Source organism: Candidatus Pelagibacter ubique HTCC8051 (genome assembly GCF_000472605.1).
GTDB classification, from domain to species: domain Bacteria; phylum Pseudomonadota; class Alphaproteobacteria; order Pelagibacterales; family Pelagibacteraceae; genus Pelagibacter; species Pelagibacter communis_B.
This window is the reverse complement of sequence record NZ_KI421440.1, coordinates 1022382-1044747: the sequence shown is the minus strand read 5'-3', so window position 1 is coordinate 1044747 and position 22366 is coordinate 1022382. Positions and strand designations below refer to the sequence as shown.

Genomic DNA, 22366 nt, shown 5'->3' with positions numbered 1-22366 from the left:
TATGAAAGATAAAAATTTACTACCTGATAATAATGATAGTACTATCGAAGAGCTAACAGACCAAGCAAATCAAATAATAGAGTCTTTGGAAAATGAAAAAGATCTAAATAATTCTGTTGAAAGCTATCAACAATTGTTGAAGTTAAATATTATTATTGAAAAAAAATTTAATAAAAGTTTTAGATCTATAGGTGAAGAAACCAATAAAAAAGTTAAAGAAATTATTAAAAAAAAATGAAAAACAAGCTTAATAAGATTGCAAGTGATACAAACATTTTTCTAAAGAAGTTTCTTATCAAGCAAAATAAATCTAAATTACTTCCAGCCATGAAGTATGGCTTATTTCCTGGTGGAAAAAAAATTAGATCTAAAATTTTAATTGATATTGGTTCGTTATTAGTAATAGATTATAAAACATTAATTGCTATTGGTGCCGCTGTAGAATGTATTCATGCTTATTCCCTAATTCATGATGATTTACCATGTATGGATAATGATAAAATTAGAAGAGGAAAACCATCTGCACATATTAAGTTTGGAGAATCTACAGCAGTCCTTGCAGGAAACTCATTACTTACAATGGCATTTGAAATTTTATCAAGTCCTACTATGAAAATAAGTGAAAGAATTAAGATTAATTTAATAAAAAAATTATCTGAATGTTCAGGTCATTTAGGTATAGCAGGTGGTCAATATCTAGATCTCAGTTACGAAAAAAAAAAGATATCTAAAAATAAGATTATAGAAATGGAAATTAAAAAAACAGGGAAATTATTTAGTTTTTGTTGTGCCGCACCTGCAATTATTAATAAAAAAAATGTCAAAGAAATTAAATTTTTTGAAAATATTGGTTCTGATATTGGTTTATTATTTCAAATAGCTGATGATTTAATTGATTTTAAAGGTAGCTCTAAAATAGCTGGAAAAAAAACAGGAAAAGATCAAAAAAAAGGTAAAGCAACATTAATAAGTTTATTAGGTTATATGAATGCAATTCAATATTGTGATAGGATTATCTTAAAAATAAATAAAAATTTAAAAAAATACGGCACAAGTTCTAAATATATAAAAGAAACATTGAATTATATTTTGCATAGAGAGAAGTAGTGAAAAATTATAAATTTTTAGATAATATAAATTTTCCATCTGATTTAAGAAAGCTATCAGAAGATGATTTGCAAAAAGTTTCTGATGAAGTTAGAGAAGAAATGATCAGTGCAGTTTCTGAAACAGGAGGACATTTAGGTGCAGGTTTAGGAGTGGTAGAGCTAACAGTTGCTCTTCATTATGTTTTTGACACACCTAATGATAAATTGATTTGGGATGTGGGACATCAATCTTATCCACATAAAATTTTAACTGGAAGAAAAAATAAGATTAAATCTTTAAGACAAGGAAATGGTTTGTCAGGATTTACAAAAAGATCAGAGAGCGAATATGATCCTTTTGGTGCTGCTCATAGCTCAACATCTATATCTTCAGCACTAGGAATTGCTGAAGCAAATAAATTGGCAAATAAATCTTCTAATGTAATTGCTGTAATCGGTGACGGTGCAATCAGTGCAGGAATGGCTTATGAAGCAATGAATAATGCTGGAGCATCAAAAACAAAAATGATTGTTATTTTGAATGATAACGATATGTCAATTGCAAAACCAGTGGGCGCTATGAGAACTTATCTAGCAAAGTTATTTACGGGAAAAATTTATTTTAGTCTGAGAGAAACTATTAAATTGATAATGTCCTCGTTTTCAAAACGATTTAGTGCAAAAGCTGGTAAAGCTGAAGATTTTCTAAGATCTGCTGTTACAGGAGGCACGTTATTCAATTCATTAGGTTTTTATTATGCAGGTCCAATTGATGGTCATGACTTAGATAGCCTTGTTCCTATTCTTAAAAATGCAAGGGACTCTAAACATGAAGGACCAATTATGATCCATATTAAAACACAAAAAGGGAAAGGCTATTCTTATGCAGAAAAAGCAACTGATCATTACCATGGTGTTTCAAAATTCAATGTGAAAACAGGTGAGCAAGTTAAAAGTGGTAGCAATCTTCCAGCCTATACAAAAGTATTTGCAAATACTTTGGTTAAACATGCTCAAAAAGACAGTAAAATTGTTGGAATTACAGCTGCAATGCCAGGTGGTACAGGTATGGATATTTTTGGAAAAGAATTTCCTAAAAGAATGTTTGATGTTGGTATAGCAGAACAGCATGCTGTTACTTTTGCAGCTGGTCTAGCTACAGAAGGTTATAAACCTTACGCTGCAATTTATTCTACCTTTCTACAAAGAGCTTATGATCAAGTAGTACATGATGTGGCTATTCAAAGTTTACCAGTAAGGTTTGCAATAGATAGAGCAGGTCTAGTAGGTGCAGACGGGTCAACACATGCTGGCTCATTTGATATTACATACTTATCAACTTTGCCTAATTTTATTGTAATGGCAGCAAGCGATGAAGTTGAGTTGGTAAAAATGATTAACACATCTGTGGATATTAACGATAAACCAAGTGCAATCAGATATCCTAGAGGAACAGGAGTGGGTCTCGATCTACCTTCAATTGAGGAAAAGATTGAAATAGGTAAAGGAAGAGTAGTTCAAGAAGGAAATCAAGTTTGTATTTTAAGTTTGGGTACTAGGCTTGAAGAGTGCAAATCAGCAGCTGAGGGATTAAAGAATAAAGGTGTATCAGTAACAATTGTTGATGCTAGATTTGCTAAACCCTTAGACCAAGAACTTATTTTGCAATGTGCCAGACAACACGAAATAATGATCACTATTGAAGAAGGATCAATAGGTGGTTTTGGTTCTCATGTTAAAAATTTATTAGCTGAGAAAGGAATATTTGACAAAGGATTGAAGTTTAGAGCAATGACACTACCCGATACTTTTATCGAACAGGATAATCCTAATAAAATGTATGACGTAGCTGGCTTAAATGCTTCACAAATTTCAAAGAAAGTTTTAGATATTTTGTTTACAAAAGACTCAATCAAGGTAGTTAAAAATTAAAAATAGTTTTAGCTGCACTGAGCTTTGTGCATTAAATAGTGATCTAATAAAACACAATTCATCATAGCTTCACCAACAGGAACAGCTCTTATACCTACACAAGGGTCATGTCTTCCTTTAACAGATATAGTTGTATTTTTCCCAAATTTATTAATTGTTTTTCTCGTTGTTAAAATTGATGATGTAGGTTTAACAGCAAACGAGGCAATAATTTCTTGTCCACTTGATATACCACCCAAGATACCTCCAGCATTATTAGAGTTAAATTTTAACTTTTTACCTTTTTGAGAAATTTCGTCTGAGTTTTGTTCACCACTTAATTGAGCTGAGTTCATACCAGATCCAATGTTTACTCCTTTAACAGCATTAATACTCATTAAACCTGAAGCAATATCAGAGTCTAATTTTGAATATATTGGGGCACCTAATCCAGCAGGTACTCCTCTTGCTCTTAATTCAATTACAGCTCCACAAGAGGAGCCAGATTTTCTAACACTTAATAAATATTTTTCCCAAAGTTTAATCATTGATTTATCTGGACAAAAAAATGGATTTTTTGTGATTATTTTATCGTTCCATTGATTTGTATCACATCCCAATATTCCTAGTTGAGTTACGGCTCCGATAACTTTAAACTTTTTACCTAACTTATTCTGTAGAACTAATTTAGCTATTGCACCTGCTGCAACACGAGCTGCAGTTTCTCTTGCAGAAGATCTTCCTCCACCTCTATAATCTCTAATTCCATATTTTTTAAAATAAGTTAAATCAGCATGTCCTGGTCTAAATTTATCTTTTATATTCCCATAATCTTTAGATCTCATATCTTTGTTGTAAATTATGAGCGATATAGGAGTCCCCGTTGTTTTTCCCTCAAACACACCAGACAGAATTTGAACTTTATCGTCTTCTTTACGTTGAGTTGTAAATTTTGATTGTCCTGGTTTTCTTTTATCCAGTTCTATTTGAATATCTTGTTCTTTAATACTTATGTTAGGTGGGCATCCATCTACCATACAGCCTATTGCAGGTCCGTGAGACTCTCCCCAAGTTGAGAAACGAAATAGCTTTCCAAAAGTATTAAATGACATTATTTATATTGTATAGATTATTTTGTTTAAATTATGAATCAAAAAAACTTACTTGGTCTCAATAAATGTTTCTTAGATCTAGATGATCCTATTGAACTGTTCAAAGTGTGGATAGATGAAGCAAAAAAATCAGAACCCAATGATCCTAATGCTCTATCATTAGCAACATCTAGTGGAAACAACCTGCCATCAGTCAGAATGGTTTTATTAAAAGAGTTTAATCAAAATGGATTTGTATTTTATACTAATTTAAATAGTCAAAAAGGAAATGAGCTTAGAGAAAATCCAAATGCTGCAATGTGTTTTCATTGGAAAAGTCTTTTAAGACAAATAAGAATTAGTGGAACGATAACTCAAGTAGAGGACGATGTAGCTGATCAATATTACAATTCACGAGGCTATGATAGTAGAATTGGAGCTTGGGCGTCAAAACAAAGTAAAGTATTAAAAGATAGAGATGAACTTGAAATCTCAATTAAAGAGTTTAAAAAAAAATTTAATGATGAAAACAATGTGCCTAGACCCAACCATTGGTCTGGTTGGAATTTGTCACCAATCAGAATTGAATTTTGGTTAGATGGAGATAACAGAATTCATGAAAGATTAAATTACACAATTAATAAAAGTGGTAACTGGATAAAATCTTTATTAAGTCCTTAAAAATTTCTGGCTAAACTGAATGAAGTGAGGTTTTTAAGAATTGTTTTTTCTTTTGAGTCTTTAAATACTGTAAGAGAGTTTGAAGCCAAATTGATATAATGTTGAGCTTTTTGATAGCATTCATTTATGATCTCATATTTTTTTATTAAAACAATTATCTTATTAAAGTCATCTTTTTCTCTTGAATCTTTTTTAAAAAATTCTGTTAATAATTTTTTTTCTTCAATATTTATTTTTTGAAATAGTAAAATTATAGGCAAAGTAATCTTACCTTCAAAAAAATCTTGACCTATCTTTTTACCAAATAATTTTAAATCTGAATTATAGTCAAGGGTATCATCAGCAATTTGAAAAGTTAATCCAAGATTTCTTCCATAGAACTCTAGTGCATCTTTTTCTTTAGTTTCAACTTCTGATAAAATTGCACCTACTTTAGTTGCAGCTGCAAAAAGTTCAGCAGTTTTTGCCGATATTATTTTTAGGTAAGTCTCTTCCAGCATATCAACTTCACCTTTATGTTGCAGTTGTAAAACTTCTCCCTGAGCAATTTTTGAAGAAGTTGATGATAATAATTTTAAAACCTCCAAATTACCATCCTCTACCATCATTTCAAAACATCGACTTAATAAATAGTCTCCGATTAGAACAGATGAATGATTGTTCCAAATTTTATTTAATGTATCTTTGCCTCTTCTAACAGTTCCCTCATCAATTACATCATCATGCATTAGTGTAGCACTATGAATTAATTCAATACAAGCTGCTAAATTAATATCTCTTGAACCTTTTGAGTATCCACATAATTTTGCAGATCCAAGAGTTAACAGCGCTCTTAATCTCTTTCCGCCAGTTTGAATATGGTAGTCAGTCATTTTTTGAACTAACTCAACATCACTTACTAATTTAGATTTTATCTTTTCTTCAGTAAGAATTAGCTTATCCTCAACAAAATCCTTAAGTTGAAAGTATGAGTCGTTTATCTGATTTTTAAGCTGAACTACAGTTCCCATAATGATTTTAAATTAATATATTTGAATTATATATATTACTTATCAATTGACGCACCTAATTCTTCATTTATAAGTAATTTATATATTCAATAAATAATTCTATAAGGAATAACAATGTTCTCTTTTTTTAAAAAGAAAAAGACCGTAGCCCATATAAAACTGAATGGAGTGATCGGAAATGCTGGAAAATTTAAACAGGGTATTGACTTTGCTGGTCAAGAAGAACTTATTAAAAAGGCTTTTTCACTAAAAAAAGCCTCTTGTGTAGCTTTAACCATAAACTCACCAGGCGGATCTCCAGTTCAATCACACATGATTTATAATTTTATTAGACAAGAAGCTACAAATAATAAAAAAAAGGTAATTGTATTTGCTGAAGATGTTGCTGCATCTGGTGGATATTTAATTTCATGTGCTGGAGATGAAATTTATGCAAATTCAAGCTCAATAATTGGTTCTATAGGAGTTATATATTCTTCGTTTGGTTTTACAGAATTAATAAAAAAGATAGGGGTTGAAAGAAGGGTGCATACAGCTGGAAAAAACAAAAGTACTTTAGATCCTTTTTTAGAGGAAAAAAATGAGGACATAGAAAGATTAAAAAATATTCAGCTAGATTTACACAAAGATTTTATTGATGTGGTAGAAAAAAGTAGAGGATCTAAGTTAAAAAAATCTGAAATAGAACTTTTTTCTGGAGAGTTTTGGTCAGGTAGTAAAGCTAAAGATTTAGGATTGGTAGATGGAATAGGAGATGCCCATCAAGTTCTAAAAGAAAAATTTGGAAATGATGTTGTTATTAAAAAATTTGAAAAATCTAAAGGTTGGTTAAGTCAAAAACTTTCTTCTTCAAATAATAAAGTAGATCAATTAGCTAATATTTTAGACGAAAGGTCAATCTGGCAAAGATATGGTTTCTAAAATAAAAAAACCAAAACAAAAATTTCAATCATTTCAAGATACAATTCTAAATCTTCAAAAATTTTGGAGTAAAAAGGGATGTATTGTTCTTCAGCCATACGACATGGAGGTTGGTGCTGGAACTTTTCATCCTGCAACCACACTTAGATCACTAGGCCCAAAACATTGGAAAGCTGCTTATGTCCAACCATCAAGAAGACCAACGGATGGAAGATATGGTGATAATCCAAATAGATTACAACATTATTATCAATTTCAAGTTTTAATTAAACCTTCACCAGATAATATAAAAAAACTATATCTCAATAGTTTGTCAGTGATTGGTATTGATCACAATGAACATGATATTAGGTTTGTTGAAGATGATTGGGAAAGTCCAACACTTGGTGCGGCAGGTTTAGGTTGGGAAGTTTGGTGTGATGGTATGGAAATTACACAATTCACTTATTTTCAACAGATGGCAGGGTATGAATGTAAACCTGTTTCAGTAGAAATTACATATGGGTTAGAAAGAATATGCATGTTTACCCAACAACAAAAGAATGTTTATGATTTAATATGGAATAATGAAGAAGTAAAATATCATGACGTTTTTCATCAAGCAGAAAAAGAATTTTCTGCATATAACTTTGAACATGCAAATGTTGAAAGTTTATTAAAAATGTTTGATATGATTGAACAAGAGGCCAAATCTCTTGTAGAAAAAAAAATATCATTACCAGCTTATGACCAATGCTTAAAAGCAAGCCATGTATTTAACATTCTAGACGCTAGAGGAGCAATAAGTGTCGCTCAAAGAGCTGGATATATAGGAAGAATTAGAGATATCACTAAAGCTGCTGCTGGTATTTGGTTAGATAGTCAAAGCTAAATGTCAGAATTTTTTTTAGAATTATTTAGTGAGGAAATTCCATCATCTCTTCAAAAGAGTTTAAGAGAAAACCTGTTAAATAGTTTTATAAAATCATTTAATGAAAAATCTATTTCATTTAAAAAAAACTCATCATTTTCCACACCTAATAGATTAGTTATTTTATTTGAAGGTTTACAAAAAGTAATAACTTTAAAATCAGAAGAAATAAAAGGTCCGAATACACAAGCCTCAGAAGTAGCAATAGAAGGATTTATCAGGTCAAATAAAATTATAAAAAAAGATCTTTTTAAAAAAAAAATAGATAAGGGTGAATTTTATTTTTTTAAAATAAAATCAAAAAAACTTAATACTCAAGATTTATTGGAAGAGTTAGTTCCATCAATATTACAGAAAATTCAATGGAATAAATCTATGAGATGGAGTGATTTTAGTTTAAATTGGGGAAGACCATTGAAATCAATTTTAGCAATATTTGATAAAAAAAAATTAACTTTTAATTTTCATCATTTAACTTCTTCAAACTCAACCTTTATTGATAAAGAATTTGAGGAGAAAAAAAAAATATTTATTAATTTTAAAGATTATAATAATTTTTTTAAAAAATTAAATATAACGATTGATCATCATCAAAGAAAAAATTTTATAGAAAAAAGATTAAATGAAATTTCAAGTAAGAAAAATATAACAATTAAAAACAATCCCAAGTTACTTGATGAAGTCGTTGATTTAACAGACCAACCCAATGTTATTTTGTGTGAATTTGATAGAAAATTTTTAAATATTCCTAAAGAAATTCTAATAATTACCATGCAACACCATCAAAAATACTTCCCAACTTTTGATAAGAAAGGAAATATTACTAATGAATTTTTAGTCGTAACAAACAAGAAAGATATAAATGGACTAATAAAACTTGGAAATGAAAGAGTTGTAGAGGCTAGATTAAACGATGCAGAGTTTTTTTGGAAAAAAGATAAATCTCAAAATTTAGTTAAAAAAGTTTCAATGCTTAAATCTATGAATTATTTCAAAGGACTCGGTACGTATTTTGATAAAGTTCAAAGAATGAGAAAGCTAGGAGGAATGCTTTCTGATGAATTATTAATTAGTAAAGATAAAGTTGAATTATCGGCATCAATTTGTAAAGTTGATTTAGTTTCTGAACTTGTTGGAGAATTTCCCGAACTTCAAGGTATTATGGGAGGTTATTTTGCAGAAGCCCAGGGTTTTGAAAAAGATGTTTGTAAAGCTATTAGCGAACATTATTTACCAGTTGGACTAAATTCAAAAGTGCCTAAAAAGCCATACAGCATAGCCTTATCTTTAGCAGATAAAATAGATACGTTAGTAGGTTTCTTTGGAATAAATCAAAAACCAACAAGTTCAAAAGATCCATTTGCCTTAAGAAGATTGGCTTCAGGAGTAATCAAAACAATAGTTGAAAATAAAAAAGATTTTAAAATAAGAGATCTTATTAGTTATTCAGCTGGATTGTATTTAGATCAAGGTTTTGAATTTGAAAATAAATCACTACAAATAGAACTAGTAAATTTTTTAATGGATAGATTAAAATTTTATATGAAAGAGGAGAAAATTCGTAGTGATATTGTTCTCGCCTCTACAAGCTTCCTTAATTTAGATCAATCGGTAATTATTTTTGGTAAGGCTAAAAGTTTAAATAAGTTTATCGATAAACCAAATGGAATAGATATAGTTTCAAGCTTCAAAAGAGCCTCAAGTATGTTGGAAAGTGAGCTAAGAGATAAAAAATTCGAATTATCAAATACAACTGACCCTGGTATTTTCAAAACTGAGTTTGAAAAAAATTTATATAAAAAAATTAATGAATTAAGAAAATATTTTCAAAATATTAATAAAGACGAGGATTTTGATCTATCAATCAATAATTTAGCAGAGTCTAAAAAAGTAATTTTTGATTTTTTTGATAACGTGATTGTTAATGGGGATGATATCACAATTAAAAAAAACAGACTGGAACTAATCCAAATGTTATGTAAAACATTCGATTATTATGTTAATTTTTCTTCAATCGATTCCAATCAATGAACAAGCTAATTTTAAATTTTAAATCTAAAGATAGTAAAAAAATTAAAGAGCCTAAAAATTTTTTAGGCGGAAAAGGTGCAAATTTATCTGAAATGGGAAAAATGGGTCTTCCAGTTCCACCAGGATTTACAATCTCAACAAAAGTGTGTGAGCTTTTTTATAAAGATAAAAAAAAATTGAATAAAAATTTAGTAGCCCAAATAAAAAAAGAATTAAAAATCATTGAAAAAGATGTAGGTAAAAATTTTGGTGATTTAAAAAATCCATTACTTCTTTCAGTAAGGTCTGGAGCAAGAGTTTCAATGCCCGGCATGATGGACACAATTTTAAACTTAGGTTTAAACGATAAGACCGTTAATGCCCTGGCTTCAAAAACTTCTAATGGAAGATTTGCTAAAGATAGCTATAGAAGATTTATTCAAATGTATGGAAATGTAGTAATGGGAGTTGAAGGTTATCATTTTGAGGAATTAATTGAAAATTATAAGCTTACAAAAGGAGTTCTTTTAGATACAGATCTTGATGAAAATGATTGGGATGGTTTAATAGTTGATTTTAAAAGAACTGTTAAAGAAAAAGCCAAAAAAGATTTTCCCCAAGATGTTTATAAGCAACTATTGGGAGCAATTAATGCAGTATTTTTGTCATGGGAGAGTAACAGAGCAAAAATTTATAGAAAATTAAATCAAATCCCTGCTGAATGGGGCACAGCAGTAAATGTTCAATCAATGGTTTTTGGTAATATGGGTGAAGATTGTGCAACAGGAGTAGTATTTACTAGAAATCCCTCAGATGGATTAAATGAAATTTATGGTGAATATTTAATTAATGCCCAAGGTGAAGATGTAGTAGCTGGAACTAGAACACCACAATACATAACCAAAAAAGCAAGACTACAAGCAAAAGTAAAAGCTCCATCAATGGAAGAAGTTATGCCAAATGTTTATAGGCAACTTCACAAAATTTTAAAAAAATTAGAAATGCATTACAAAGATATGCAGGATGTAGAATTCACAGTAGAAAATAAAAAACTATGGATGCTTCAAACTAGATCTGGAAAAAGAACAGCTAAATCAGCAGTAAAGATTGCAGTTGATATGGTTAAAGAAAAATTAATTTCAAAAAAAGAAGCTGTTTTAAGGATTGATCCTAATTCTTTAGATACTTTGCTTCATCCAACTTTAGATGAAAAAAGTACAATAAATGTAATTGCCAACGGCTTACCAGCTTCTCCAGGCGCTGCAAGCGGAAAAGTTGTTTTTACTTCTGAGGAAGCTGAAAGATTGACAGGAATGATGCAAGATACAATTTTAGTTAGAGTAGAGACTTCACCAGAAGACATTCAAGGAATGCATGCTGCTAAAGGAATTTTGACTGCAAGAGGAGGAATGACAAGCCATGCAGCTGTTGTTGCAAGAGGAATGGGAAGACCATGTGTTTCTGGGTCTAGCGAAATTGATATTAATTATGAAAACAAATCATTCAAAACTTCATCTTTAGAAATTAAAGAAGGTGATGTCATAACGATTGATGGATCAACAGGCAGAATTATATCAGGAAGTGTTGCAACAGTTAAACCAGAGATGTCAGGTGACTTTTCAAAACTAATGTTATGGGCAGATAGTTTTAGAAAATTAAATATTAGAACTAATTCTGAAACACCCAAAGATACTAAAACAGCTAAAGATTTTGGAGCAGAAGGTATTGGTCTTTGTAGAACAGAGCATATGTTTTTTGATGAGGAAAGAATTTTATCAGTTCGTGAAATGATTTTATCGAAAACTAAAGAAGATAGAGCCAAAGCTCTAGACAAACTTTTACCACATCAAAAAAAAGATTTTGTAGAAATTTTTAAAATTATGAGTGGTCTACCAGTTACAGTTAGACTATTAGACCCTCCTCTTCATGAGTTTCTACCAAGAACAAGTAAAGAAATTAATGAAGTTGCAATTACGGTAGGACTTTCAACAAAAGAAATTGAGACCAGAATAGATGAGCTGCATGAACAAAATCCAATGTTGGGACACAGGGGTTGTAGACTTGGAATATCATTTCCGGAGATTTATGAAATGCAATGTAGAGCTATTTTTCAAGCTTTAACAGAACTTAAAAAGAAAAAAATAAAATCAGCTTTTCCAGAGATTATGATTCCTTTAGTTTCTACTGAGGTTGAAATTAAGATAATGAAAGATTTAGTGATAAATATTGCAAGTGAGGTTCAAAAACAGAGTAAAATTAAAATAGAATTTATGGTTGGAACAATGATCGAGCTACCGAGAGCTGCAATAAAAGCAAAAGAAATAGCTAAACATGCAGAATTTTTTAGCTTTGGAACTAATGATTTAACGCAAACAACATTTGGAATTAGCAGAGATGATAGTGGAAAATTTCTAAATGACTATCTTGATAATAAAATATTTTCAATTGACCCATTTGTGTCTATAGATGATGGAGTTGCAGAATTAGTTGAAATTGCTGTTGATAAAGGAAAAAATCAAAATAAAAAATTGAAACTTGGAATATGTGGTGAGCATGGGGGCGATCCAAAAAGTATTGAATTTTGTTCTAAAGTTGGCTTAAACTATGTTTCTTGTTCTCCTTATAGAGTTCCTATTGCAAGATTAGCTGCTGCTCAAGCAGAAATAAAAAAATAAATATATGTTTAGATAATTTATAGGGGCGTTCTGTTGCCAGGTGCCCCAAACCCCGTCTACTTAATTAACAAAGTTAATTAGGCAGCAAGTGCGTAACTTTCGTTAGCAATTATAAATTAGCCCGTTACGGTGGAACAATTCCGAACAAAAGAATAGCCTTTAGTCACCCGTCGAATCTAGTTCACCCCCATAAGTTGTATGGTGGAGGTGGTGGGTACTGCCCCCACGTCCGCAATGGTTATTACGAAATTCGTTTATCGTCATAGTTGGAAATCCAACATTATTAATATAAAAGCATTTAGAAGAGATTCAATAAAAATCATGAAATTAACTAGTGAACAAGCTCAAGAGATTAAAGAACAACAATCTCAACAGAATAAAACAAAAAGAGTTACTGCTCCTGAGCTTGAAGATATTCTTTACGAAGCAATGCCAGCATTAGATCATGGTTTTGTAAGAGTTGTTGATTATATGGGAGATGATACATCGATTGTTCAATCAGCTAGAGTTTCTTATGGTAAAGGAACTAAAAAAGTTTCAACAGATGCCGGCCTTATTAAATATTTAATGAGACATTGGCATAGCACTCCATTTGAAATGTGTGAAATTAAATACCATGTGAAACTTCCAATTTTTATTGCACGACAATGGATTAGACATAGAACAGCTAATGTAAATGAGTACTCAGCGAGATATTCAATTTTAGATAAAGAATTTTATTTACCATCTCAAAATAATTTAGCCGCTCAATCAACAAGCAACAGACAAGGAAGGGGAGATGTTTTAGAAGGAGAACAGGCCAAAGAGGTTTTGGAACTTTTAAAAAATGATGCTGAAAGAACTTATGATAATTACGAGACGATGTTGAATGAAAGATTTGATGGTTCAACTATTGATGAAAATAAAAAAGGGCTTGCCAGGGAACTTGCTAGAATGAATTTAACTTTAAATACTTATACACAGTGGTACTGGAAAACTGATTTATTAAATTTGATGAATTTTTTAAGATTAAGAGCTGACAGTCATGCTCAATATGAAATTAGAGTTTATGCTGACATCATGTTAGATACTTTAAAGAAATGGGTACCAATAACTTATGATGCGTTTATAGATTATAGGGTTGGTGGCACTGAAGTTTCAGCTAAAGGAAAAGTAATTATACAAAAACTTATTAAAGGTGAAAATGTGGATGTAGATAGTTCGGGACTTTCAAAAAGGGAATGGAATGAACTTATGATTGCTTTTGATCTAAAAGATAATTTAATTTAGTTATTATAATATTCAACAAGTATTTTTTTTAATCTTGGGTATAAAAATTCAGATATCTCTTTCGAACCTTTTTTATTTGTATGTACAGTATCAGCAAATGAATTATTCAATGGAGCAGTAATTAACTCATCTAGCTTAATTATATCATAGTCATTATTTTTTGAAAATTTTTTTAATTCTTTGTTTAAAAGATATAATATTTCTTGTCCATTAATATCATATGTTATTTGAGTAATAAAAATTGGCTTAATTTTAAATAAGTTAAGTTGATCTTTTAATTTTTCTAAATTATTTTTATAGTTATCAATAATTTTTTTTTCTTCAATAGTATCTAACTTGAAATTTATTTTTGCAAAATCATAAGAAACAAATTCGTTACTTTTAAGTTTTTTTATCAACTCTTGATCATCAGTAAAATATTTACCTCTATCCCTCTCAGAGAAAAAAAAACTGTCTTTAATGAATTTTATCTTTTCATAAAAGAAGCTTTTTTGAGTGATATTCCAGTAAATTTTCTCAAAAAAATTTAACTCATATTTGAAATCATGCCAACGATCTGGTTTGATACTTCTATCATTAAGTCCAAAATAATATATAATGATGTCTGGTTTGAAATTTGGTATGTTTTGAAACCAAGATCGAAACTCTTGAATATGTCCTTTTAAAGACTTTCCAGATAAGCTTGCATTATAAACTTTTAGATTTATATCATCTTTATTTAAATAATTGTTTATGTTTCCTACGATTGTATCATTGTAATTGAGATACATCTCGTCACCTCCGCTACCACCATTAAAAATAATCTTTATTTTTGAGGCATTATATTTTTCATAAATATTTTTGTCCTCTCTAAAACCATAAAAATCTCTAAGATAAATAGTTTTTTGATCATTATGACTAAAAACAATTTTTTGAATTCTTTTACCTCTTAATTGTGGACCAAAATTATAATCATTAAACCAGTAACCAAAAATAAGATCACTACAAATTATTAAAAAAAGAAAGACAATTAAATTTATTGAAAATAACTTTATAAGTTTAGGCATTTTATCAAATTGTTTTCGTCACTAAATATTTTAAAATTTTATTATCAAAATAATTTGTTTTGATTTATTAAATTAAATTGTATAGAAGTCGAGATCAATTTAATGCTTAATTATTAATAATGAAAGAATTTAAATTACCAACTAATCGTAGTTTTGGTTTTGTTTTTTTTGTAGTTTTTCTTCTGATTGCTTTGTGGCCAACTTTGCAAGGAGAAAATTTACGTCTATGGTCATTATTTATTTCTTTAATATTTTTGATTTTAGGCACCTTTAATTCAAAAATCCTGACTCCATTAAATCTAATATGGATGAAGCTTGGAATACTTTTAGGTAGAATAATTTCACCATTAGTTATGGGTATAATATTTTTTTTGATAGTTACACCTATTGGTTTGTTAATGAGAGCATTAAATAAAGATTTATTAAATTTAAAATTCAGTAAAACAAATTCATATTGGATTGAAAGAGATAAACAAAAAAGTAAAATGAAAAATCAATTTTAAAATGAGTTTTATTAAAGAATTTTGGGAATTTTTAAAAGTAAGAAAAAAATATTGGTTGTTTCCAATAATTATAGTTTTATTCATTTTTGGTGGTTTAATTGTTTTAACTCAAGGTTCAGCTATAGCCCCTTTTATTTATACATTATTTTAGATTAAATGATTTAAAATAAATTTAAATTAGATTTGTGAAAAAAATAATATTAAATTCCGTTTTAGTTTTAACTTCCATTTTAATAACTATAATTTTAGCTGAAGTTTTTCTAATTTTAAAAAATAGATCTATTATTAATTATGATATTGAAATGTGGAAGTATTCAAAACTTCTTAAAGAAAAAGTAGAAAATCCAAAAATTAGTCATATTCATAAAAAAAACACAACAGCTGAACTACAAAAGACAAAAATTAGAATTAATAATTTAGGCATGAGAGGTGATGATGTTAATTTGGAAAATCTAGATATATATAATGATAAAATTATGATACTGGGTAGCTCAATTGCTTTAGGATGGGGTGTTAAACAAGATCAAATTTTCACTGAGATTTTAAAAAAAAAAATTTACAAGGAAAAAAATCAAAAAGTAATTTTTTTTAATACTGGTACTGGTAACTATAACACTCAAAGATATATTAATAATTACTTCGAATATTATTCAGAAATACCTTTAGATAAAATTTTAATATTATTTTTTGTTAATGATACCGAGATACTATCTAATAATGATGGAAACTTTTTTACTCGTAATTTTCATTTAGGTGTTTTAATTTGGAAATATTTTCAGACATTTAATGATAATTTAGTAAAGAAAACGTTAAAAAAATATTATGAAGAAAAGTATAATAAAAACTATTTAGGTTTAAAAATTGCTCTTAAAAATTTACAAAAATTATCTAATAATTGTAGAGATAAAAAATTAGAATGTATAATTGTAATGGTACCAGATATTCATAACCTGGAGAATTATGAACTTAAGTTTATACATGTAAAAATGAAAAAAATATCTGAGGATTTAGGATTTAAGTATTTAGATTTATTGGATGAATTTATTGGAATAGAAAGTAAGTCTATATGGAATAAATATAACGATCCTCATCCTAATGCAAGAGGCCATGAAATAATTGCAAATGGAATCTTTAAAATTTTTTAATGCTATTTTCTTCAATAGAATTTTTCATTTTTTTTTTAGTTTTTTCAATAATTTCCATTAAGATTGATCGTAAATATTTCGGATTTTTAATTTTAATTGGAAGTTATATTTTCTATGCATACAACAATATATTTCATTCTTTTATTTTAATTTATCTTTCATTAGTTACATTAATTCAAAAAAAAAAAAATTATAATATCATTTTAATTTTATTATTAATTTTATTACCTTTAATATTTTATAAATATATAAATTTTTTTTTAAGTATATTGAATGATATATTTAATTTTAAGTTGGAATATTATTATTTAGGAAGCATCCCTTTAGGATTGTCTTTTATAACTTTTACAATTATAGCTTATTTAATTGATATTAGAAAAAATTTTGAGATTCCACATACTAACATTGATTGTTTAAATTATATTTTTTTTTTCCCTCAATTATTAGCAGGTCCAATTTTAAGGCCTAGTGAATTACTTATTCAACTTAAAACAAAATTTAAATTTGATACATCCAAAATAAGTTTGGGGATTGGTATTTTTTCTATTGGTATGATCAAAAAGGTCATTTTTGCAGATACAATTGGCGAGATTGTGGACCCAACTTTTGCTAGTATCGATGCTGCTTCTAGTTTTGACCTTTGGATTGCCTTTTTTCTATTTCCTCAGCAAATTTATTTTGATTTTAGCGGTTATACGCATATGGCAATTGGGTTAGCATATATTTTAAACATTGAACTTCCAGAAAATTTTAACTCACCTTACCTAACCACATCAATTACAAATTTCTGGAAATCTTGGCACATGACGCTATCTAGATGGATTAGAGACTATATTTTCATACCATTAGGAGGATCAAGAGTTAATTTTTCAAGAAACATTTTGAATATTCTTATAGCCATGACATTATCTGGATTATGGCATGGAGCAAATTACACTTTCATAGTTTGGGGCTTTCTTAATGGTTTTATAATCTGTTTAGAGAAATTTTTGAAAATCAGAGATGATACGGTCTATATAAAATATATTTTAATTTTTTTAAATTTATTTTTTATTTTTAACTTATGGGTAATTTTCAGAGCAGAAAGTTTATTTGATATATTTAATTTTTATATCAAGATGTATCAATTCAATCTAATTACAAATTATCTAAATTTTATATTATTAATTGTAGTTTCTTTAATTTTAATTTTTTTTCAAAAGTATGATAAAACTCAGTTTTTCATAAAATTTTTTTCAAAGAATGTAAAAATTAAACTTACAATATCTATTACTCTAGTTTTCTTATGCTTGTTCTTAACTGGTGGTCAATCTCAAAAATTTATTTATTTTGATTTCTAATTTTGTAAAATACTTTATTTTTTTCTTATTTATCTATAAATTATTATAAATTTTGAATTATGTATATTCTAGGAATTTCAGCATTTTATCATGACAGTGCCGCATCTATTCTTAAAGATGGCAAAATAATAGCTGCAGCTCAAGAGGAGAGATTTACAAGAAAAAAACATGACTCGAGTTATCCATTTTATGCAATTGAATTTGTTTTAAATTTTGCAAAAATTAAATTGAGTGAAGTTGACCAAATTATTTTTTTTGAAAAACCTTTTTTAAAATTTGAAAGATTATTAGAAACCTACGTTGCATTTGCTCCAAAAGGATTTACATCTTTTAGCAAAGCTATGCCCATCTGGATTAAAGAGAAACTCTTTCAGAAAAATTATCTATTTAATAAACTTAAAGACCATGATGAAAATTATAAATTAGATCAAAATATTTTGTTTTCAGACCACCATTTAAGTCATGCTTCAAGTGCTTTTTTCCCTTCTCCATTTGAGGAAGCTATTGTTTTAACTGCCGATGGTGTTGGTGAATGGGCCACAACTACAGTTGCAATCGGCAAGGGAAATAGTTTGGAAATTAAAAAAGAAATTCATTTTCCGCATTCATTAGGTCTTCTTTACTCTGCATTTACCTATTTTACAGGATTTAAAGTTAATAGTGGAGAATATAAGCTTATGGGGTTAGCCCCTTATGGTTCACCTATTTATGTGGAAAAAATTAAAAAATTAATTGATATAAAAGATGATGGAACTTTTAGATTAGACCAAAAATATTTTAGTTATTCCACTGGTTTAACTATGACCAATGATAATTTTCATAATTTATTTAGTGCTAAACCTCGTAATCCAGTAAATGAAAAAATAACGAATTTTCATATGAATATTGCTGCCTCAATTCAAAAAGTAACCGAGGAAATAATGATAAAATTAGCAAAAAGTATTCGTAATGATTATGGGATTAAAAATTTGTGTCTAGCAGGTGGTGTGGCTTTAAATTGTGTTGCTAATGGAAAGATCCTTAGAGAAAAAATCTTTGATAATATTTGGATCCAACCAGCTGCAGGTGATGCCGGTGGTTCATTAGGTGCTGCTCTGGCACTATGGTACAATGAATTAAATAATCCAAGAATTGTTAACTCTAACGATGATATGCAAGGCTCATATTTAGGTCCAGAGTTTAACAATAACCAAATTGAAAAATATTTAAATGAAATAGGTGCTAACTATAAATTTTATAACAATGAAGAATTAATATCGAAAACTGCTGATGATCTTTCCAAAGGCATGGCAATAGGTTGGTTTCAAGGAAGAATGGAATTTGGACCAAGAGCACTTGGTGCAAGATCAATACTTGCTGATCCTAGATCATCCTCAATGCAGAAAAATTTAAATTTGAAAGTTAAATATAGAGAAAGTTTTAGACCATTTGCTCCATCTGTTTTAAGAGATGATTTATCTGAATGGTTTAATATTAATAATGATAGTCCTTATATGCTTTTAGTCTCAAATATTAATTCTAGTAAATGTTTATCAATGACTGAGAAACAAAAAAATTTATTTGGTGTAGATAAATTAAATGTAAAAAGATCAGAAATTCCAGCAGTAACACATGTAGATTATTCTGCAAGAATCCAAACTATCAATAAAGATAGAAATGGTAAATATTTTGAATTAATTAAAAAATTTAAGGAAATTACAGGCTGTCCAGTAATAGTAAACACATCGTTTAATATTAGAGGTGAGCCAATAGTTAATACACCAAGAGATGCATTTAACTGTTTCATGGGAACGGAGTTAGACACACTAGTGATTGGAAATTATATTTTAAGGAAGATTGATCAAGACCAATCACTTAAAAAAGATTATAAAAAATCTTTTGAGTTAGATTAAGAAAATAATTTTTCCGAAATTAAAAATAAGCTTTTTTAATTTTTTTTGCTAATTGTAAATATATTTTTGAAATTTCATGTTCTGGATTTTTTTCAACTATAGGTTTTCCAGAATCACCAGATTTTCCTACTTCGGGATTTAATGGTATTTCTCCTAAGTATTCTTTTTTATATTCCTCAGCTGTTTTTTTAACTCCATTATCACCAAATAAATTATATTTTTTTCCATCATCACCTATAAAATGACTCATATTATTAACGAGTCCTAGAATATTTACCCCGAGTTTATCAAACATCTTTATTCCTCTTTTTACATCTAAAAGGGCTACTTCTTGAGGGGTAGATACTATTATTGCTCCATCCATTTTAATTTCTTGTGAAAAAGTTAGTTGAGTATCTCCAGTTCCTGGAGGCATATCAACAATAATAAAATCCAAATCTTTCCAATTTACTTTTTGGGTAAAAGTTTTAATTGCACTTGTCACCATAGGGCCTCGCCATATCATAGGTGTTTGTTGATCTGCTAAAAAACCTATTGACATACATTGAATGTCATACTTTGTAATAGGATCTAATTTTTGACCATCGCTTTTTGGTTTTTCATTAATATCAAACATTTTTGGAATTGATGGACCATAAATATCAGCATCTAGCAAACCAACTTTACAACCAATTTGCTTCAAAGCTAACGCAAGATTCGTTGCAAATGTAGATTTTCCAACTCCTCCCTTTGCACTTGAAATTGCAATAGTAAACTTAGTTCCTAGAATTGGATTTTTTGTGAATTTTCTAGGCTCTAGCTTTTTTTTCATTGCGTCACTAAGTTCTGGTTTTTTATCAGGCATATTTTCATCATTACTTGTTTTTTATAATAAAGACACTATATACTTTGGCATATGTCAGATGATTTCAAAGGTAGAGGTGGAAGTCCATGGGGCTCACCCCCAGGTGGAGGAGGAAATGGTTCCGGAAGAGGACCAACACCACCAGACATAGATGCGATAATTAGAGATATTCAAAACAAAATTAATAAATTTTTACCAGGTGGAAGTAAATCAGGTGGTAAACCAATTGGTTTAATTTTAGTTATTCTACTTTTTGTGTGGTTAGCAAGTGGACTTTATAGAGTACTACCTGATGAACAAGGTGTAGTTATAAGATTTGGTAAATTTATAAAAACAACTCAACCAGGTCTTAATTATCATATTCCTTTCCCAGTAGAGACAGTTGAAACTCCGAAGGTTACTAAAGTTAATAGAATGGATATTGGTTTTAGATCTGAGAGAGACAGTGGTTTTTCTTCAGGTGGTGGAGTTGCAGATGTTCCTCAAGAAAGTTTAATGTTAACAGGTGATGAAAATATTGTGAACATAGACTTTTCAGTATTCTGGGTAATTAAAGATGCGGGAAAATTTTTATTTGAAATTCAAGATCCAGAAGGAACTGTTAAAGCTGCAGCAGAGACAGCTATGAGAGAAGTAATTGCAAAAAGTGATATTCAACCAATTTTAACTGAAGGACGAGCAAAAATTGAAATTGAGACACAAGAAATTATTCAATCAATTTTAGATGAATATAATAGTGGTATTCAAATTACACAGGTACAAACTCAAAAAGCAGATCCACCAGATCAAGTAATTGATGCATTTAGAGATGTACAAGCTGCAAGAGCAGATATGGAAAGATCTAAAAACGAAGCCGAAGCTTATGCCAATGATGTTATCCCGAGAGCAAGAGGGGAAGCGCAAAAAATCTTACAAGCTGCAGAAGCTTATAAAAAACAAGTTGTTGCAAAAGCTGAGGGTGAAGCGAGTAGATTTGTGTCAATCTTTAATGAGTACGATAAAGCAAAAGAAGTTACTCAAGAGAGAATGTATTTAGAAACAATGGAGAAAGTTTTAGCAGATATTGAAAAAGTTATAATAGAGAAAAATGCAGGATCAGGAGTAGTACCTTATCTTCCATTACCAGAATTGAATAAAAAGAAAGCGACTAATTAAATGAAAGCACAAAAAATATTACTTCCCATAGTAGCTGTATTAGGAGCTTTAGTTTTCTTTTCAGTATTTATTGTTAAAGAGGTTAACCAAGCAATAGTTCTTCAATTTGGTGATCCTAAAAAAATAATAATTGAACCAGGTTTAAACTTTAAATTACCTTTTATCCAAAACGTTGTATTTTTAGACAGCAGGATTTTAAATCTAGATACTCCGCCAGCTGAAGTAATTGCTTCTGATCAAAAAAGATTAATCGTAGATGCATTTGCAAGATTTCAAATTGTAGATCCATTAAAATTTTATATTTCAGTTGGAAATGAAAGAGTTGCAAGATCAAGATTGGCAACAATTATAAACTCAAGAATTAGAAATGTTTTAGGGCAACAAGAATTACAAACTTTACTTTCTAAAGATAGATCTAAGCAAATGTCTTTAATCCAAGAAGGAGTGAATACAGAAGCTAAAAAGTTTGGAATTAAAATTGTTGATGTAAGAATTAAAAGAGCAGATCTACCTCAAGCAAACAGTGATGCAATTTATAGAAGAATGCAGACCGAAAGGGAAAGAGAAGCAAAAGAGTTTAGAGCAAAAGGTGCTGAAATGGCAGTAACTATTACCTCAACAGCTGACAAAGAAGTTTCAATAATTTTAGCAGATGCAAATAAAGACTCTGAAATTATGAAAGGGGAAGGAGACGGTGAAAGAAATAAAATTTTCGCTGAAGCCTTTGGTAGAGATCCTGAGTTTTTTGCATTTTATAGAGCAATGCAAGCTTATGAAACTGCTCTAATTGGTGGAGATACATCATTGATATTATCTCCTGATAGTGAATTTTTTAAGTTTTTTGGAAATATAAAACCTAAATCACAATAACCTAT

At 29.1% G+C, this 22366-nt stretch carries 20 protein-coding genes and 1 other RNA gene; 16 read left to right on the top strand and 5 right to left on the bottom strand.

All coding sequences use genetic code 11. The features are described 5' to 3' along the window. Position 1: 1 nt before the first annotated feature. Genes F754_RS0105630 through F754_RS0105620 form a run of 3 tightly spaced genes read left to right on the top strand, consistent with a single transcriptional unit; the run spans position 2 to position 3020 of the window. Positions 2-238 carry a hypothetical protein gene (locus F754_RS0105630; protein WP_023648948.1) on the top strand — a complete coding sequence of 79 codons (237 nt, stop codon included), beginning with the start codon at positions 2-4 and terminating at the stop codon, positions 236-238. Further along, entirely contained in the window at positions 235-1107 is an 873-nt protein-coding gene (locus F754_RS0105625; protein ID WP_023648947.1) for a polyprenyl synthetase family protein, read from the top strand. The genes F754_RS0105630 and F754_RS0105625 overlap by 4 nt, the downstream gene beginning before the upstream one ends. Further along, positions 1107-3020, top strand: coding sequence for a 1-deoxy-D-xylulose-5-phosphate synthase (locus tag F754_RS0105620; protein ID WP_023648946.1), 1914 nt, complete (start codon positions 1107-1109; stop codon positions 3018-3020). Before F754_RS0105625 ends, F754_RS0105620 begins: the two co-directional genes overlap by 1 nt. A gap of 8 nt (positions 3021-3028) precedes the next feature. Here the strand turns inward: F754_RS0105620 and aroC are convergent, their stop codons facing one another. After that, on the bottom strand, positions 3029-4111 hold the full coding sequence (gene aroC, locus F754_RS0105615) for a chorismate synthase (RefSeq protein WP_023648945.1): 1083 nt from the start codon (positions 4109-4111) through the stop codon (positions 3029-3031). Between the two features lie 33 nt (positions 4112-4144). On the opposite strand from aroC, the gene pdxH reads away from it, so the two are divergent. Then, a complete protein-coding gene (gene pdxH, locus F754_RS0105610) occupies positions 4145-4771 on the top strand; it encodes a pyridoxamine 5'-phosphate oxidase (protein ID WP_023648944.1) in 627 nt (208 codons plus the stop codon). Here pdxH and F754_RS0105605 read toward each other — a convergent pair. After that, the gene (locus F754_RS0105605) at positions 4768-5781 is read right to left on the bottom strand and encodes a polyprenyl synthetase family protein (RefSeq protein ID WP_023648943.1); all 1014 of its coding nucleotides are present in this window, start codon (positions 5779-5781) and stop codon (positions 4768-4770) included. The two genes, pdxH and F754_RS0105605, sit on opposite strands and share 4 nt — an antisense overlap. A gap of 114 nt (positions 5782-5895) precedes the next feature. Here F754_RS0105605 and F754_RS0105600 point away from each other — a divergent pair, with 114 nt between their 5' ends. The 4 genes from F754_RS0105600 to F754_RS0105585 are packed head-to-tail and all read left to right on the top strand — an operon-like array spanning position 5896 to position 12297. Beyond that, a complete protein-coding gene (locus F754_RS0105600) occupies positions 5896-6702 on the top strand; it encodes a S49 family peptidase (protein WP_023648942.1) in 807 nt (268 codons plus the stop codon). Next, complete coding sequence (locus F754_RS0105595; protein WP_023648941.1) at positions 6692-7573, top strand: glycine--tRNA ligase subunit alpha; 882 nt, start codon at positions 6692-6694, stop codon at positions 7571-7573. Before F754_RS0105600 ends, F754_RS0105595 begins: the two co-directional genes overlap by 11 nt. Beyond that, positions 7574-9643 (top strand): glycine--tRNA ligase subunit beta, encoded by a 2070-nt coding sequence (locus F754_RS0105590; RefSeq protein WP_023648940.1) that lies wholly within the window; start codon positions 7574-7576, stop codon positions 9641-9643. Next, positions 9640-12297: a pyruvate, phosphate dikinase gene (locus F754_RS0105585; protein ID WP_023648939.1), complete on the top strand. Its 2658-nt coding sequence runs from the start codon at positions 9640-9642 to the stop codon at positions 12295-12297. Before F754_RS0105590 ends, F754_RS0105585 begins: the two co-directional genes overlap by 4 nt. 18 nt (positions 12298-12315) lie before the next feature. On the opposite strand, the gene ssrA is transcribed toward F754_RS0105585, so the two are convergent. Next, positions 12316-12614: a transfer-messenger RNA gene (gene ssrA / locus F754_RS07720) on the bottom strand. A gap of 4 nt (positions 12615-12618) precedes the next feature. Here ssrA and F754_RS0105580 point away from each other — a divergent pair. After that, positions 12619-13566 (top strand): FAD-dependent thymidylate synthase, encoded by a 948-nt coding sequence (locus F754_RS0105580; RefSeq protein WP_023648938.1) that lies wholly within the window; start codon positions 12619-12621, stop codon positions 13564-13566. Here F754_RS0105580 and F754_RS0105575 read toward each other — a convergent pair. Continuing rightward, entirely contained in the window at positions 13563-14612 is a 1050-nt protein-coding gene (locus F754_RS0105575; RefSeq protein ID WP_023648937.1) for a hypothetical protein, read from the bottom strand. The two genes, F754_RS0105580 and F754_RS0105575, sit on opposite strands and share 4 nt — an antisense overlap. 119 nt (positions 14613-14731) lie before the next feature. On the opposite strand from F754_RS0105575, the gene F754_RS0105570 reads away from it, so the two are divergent. The 5 genes from F754_RS0105570 to F754_RS0105550 all read left to right on the top strand — a co-directional run bounded on the left by F754_RS0105570 (position 14732) and on the right by F754_RS0105550 (position 19492). Beyond that, positions 14732-15115 (top strand): SxtJ family membrane protein, encoded by a 384-nt coding sequence (locus F754_RS0105570; RefSeq protein ID WP_023648936.1) that lies wholly within the window; start codon positions 14732-14734, stop codon positions 15113-15115. Position 15116: 1 nt separating this feature from the next. After that, entirely contained in the window at positions 15117-15266 is a 150-nt protein-coding gene (locus F754_RS07805) for a DUF5989 family protein (RefSeq protein WP_023648935.1), read from the top strand. 34 nt (positions 15267-15300) lie between these two features. Continuing rightward, entirely contained in the window at positions 15301-16260 is a 960-nt protein-coding gene (locus F754_RS07645; RefSeq protein WP_023648934.1) for an SGNH/GDSL hydrolase family protein, read from the top strand. Between the two features lie 269 nt (positions 16261-16529). Next, positions 16530-17600, top strand: coding sequence for an MBOAT family protein (locus F754_RS07640; RefSeq protein WP_196228284.1), 1071 nt, complete (start codon positions 16530-16532; stop codon positions 17598-17600). Positions 17601-17659: 59 nt separating this feature from the next. Next, entirely contained in the window at positions 17660-19492 is a 1833-nt protein-coding gene (locus F754_RS0105550) for a carbamoyltransferase (protein WP_023648932.1), read from the top strand. A gap of 19 nt (positions 19493-19511) precedes the next feature. Here the strand turns inward: F754_RS0105550 and F754_RS07635 are convergent, their stop codons facing one another. Continuing rightward, complete coding sequence (locus tag F754_RS07635) at positions 19512-20336, bottom strand: Mrp/NBP35 family ATP-binding protein (protein ID WP_023648931.1); 825 nt, start codon at positions 20334-20336, stop codon at positions 19512-19514. A 51-nt stretch (positions 20337-20387) separates the two neighbouring features. Here F754_RS07635 and hflK point away from each other — a divergent pair, with 51 nt between their 5' ends. Both hflK and hflC read left to right on the top strand, forming a co-directional pair. Beyond that, a complete protein-coding gene (hflK, locus tag F754_RS0105540) occupies positions 20388-21491 on the top strand; it encodes an FtsH protease activity modulator HflK (RefSeq protein WP_023648930.1) in 1104 nt (367 codons plus the stop codon). Continuing rightward, a complete protein-coding gene (gene hflC, locus F754_RS0105535; RefSeq protein ID WP_023648929.1) occupies positions 21492-22361 on the top strand; it encodes a protease modulator HflC in 870 nt (289 codons plus the stop codon). The last annotated feature ends 5 nt before the right edge of the window (positions 22362-22366 follow it).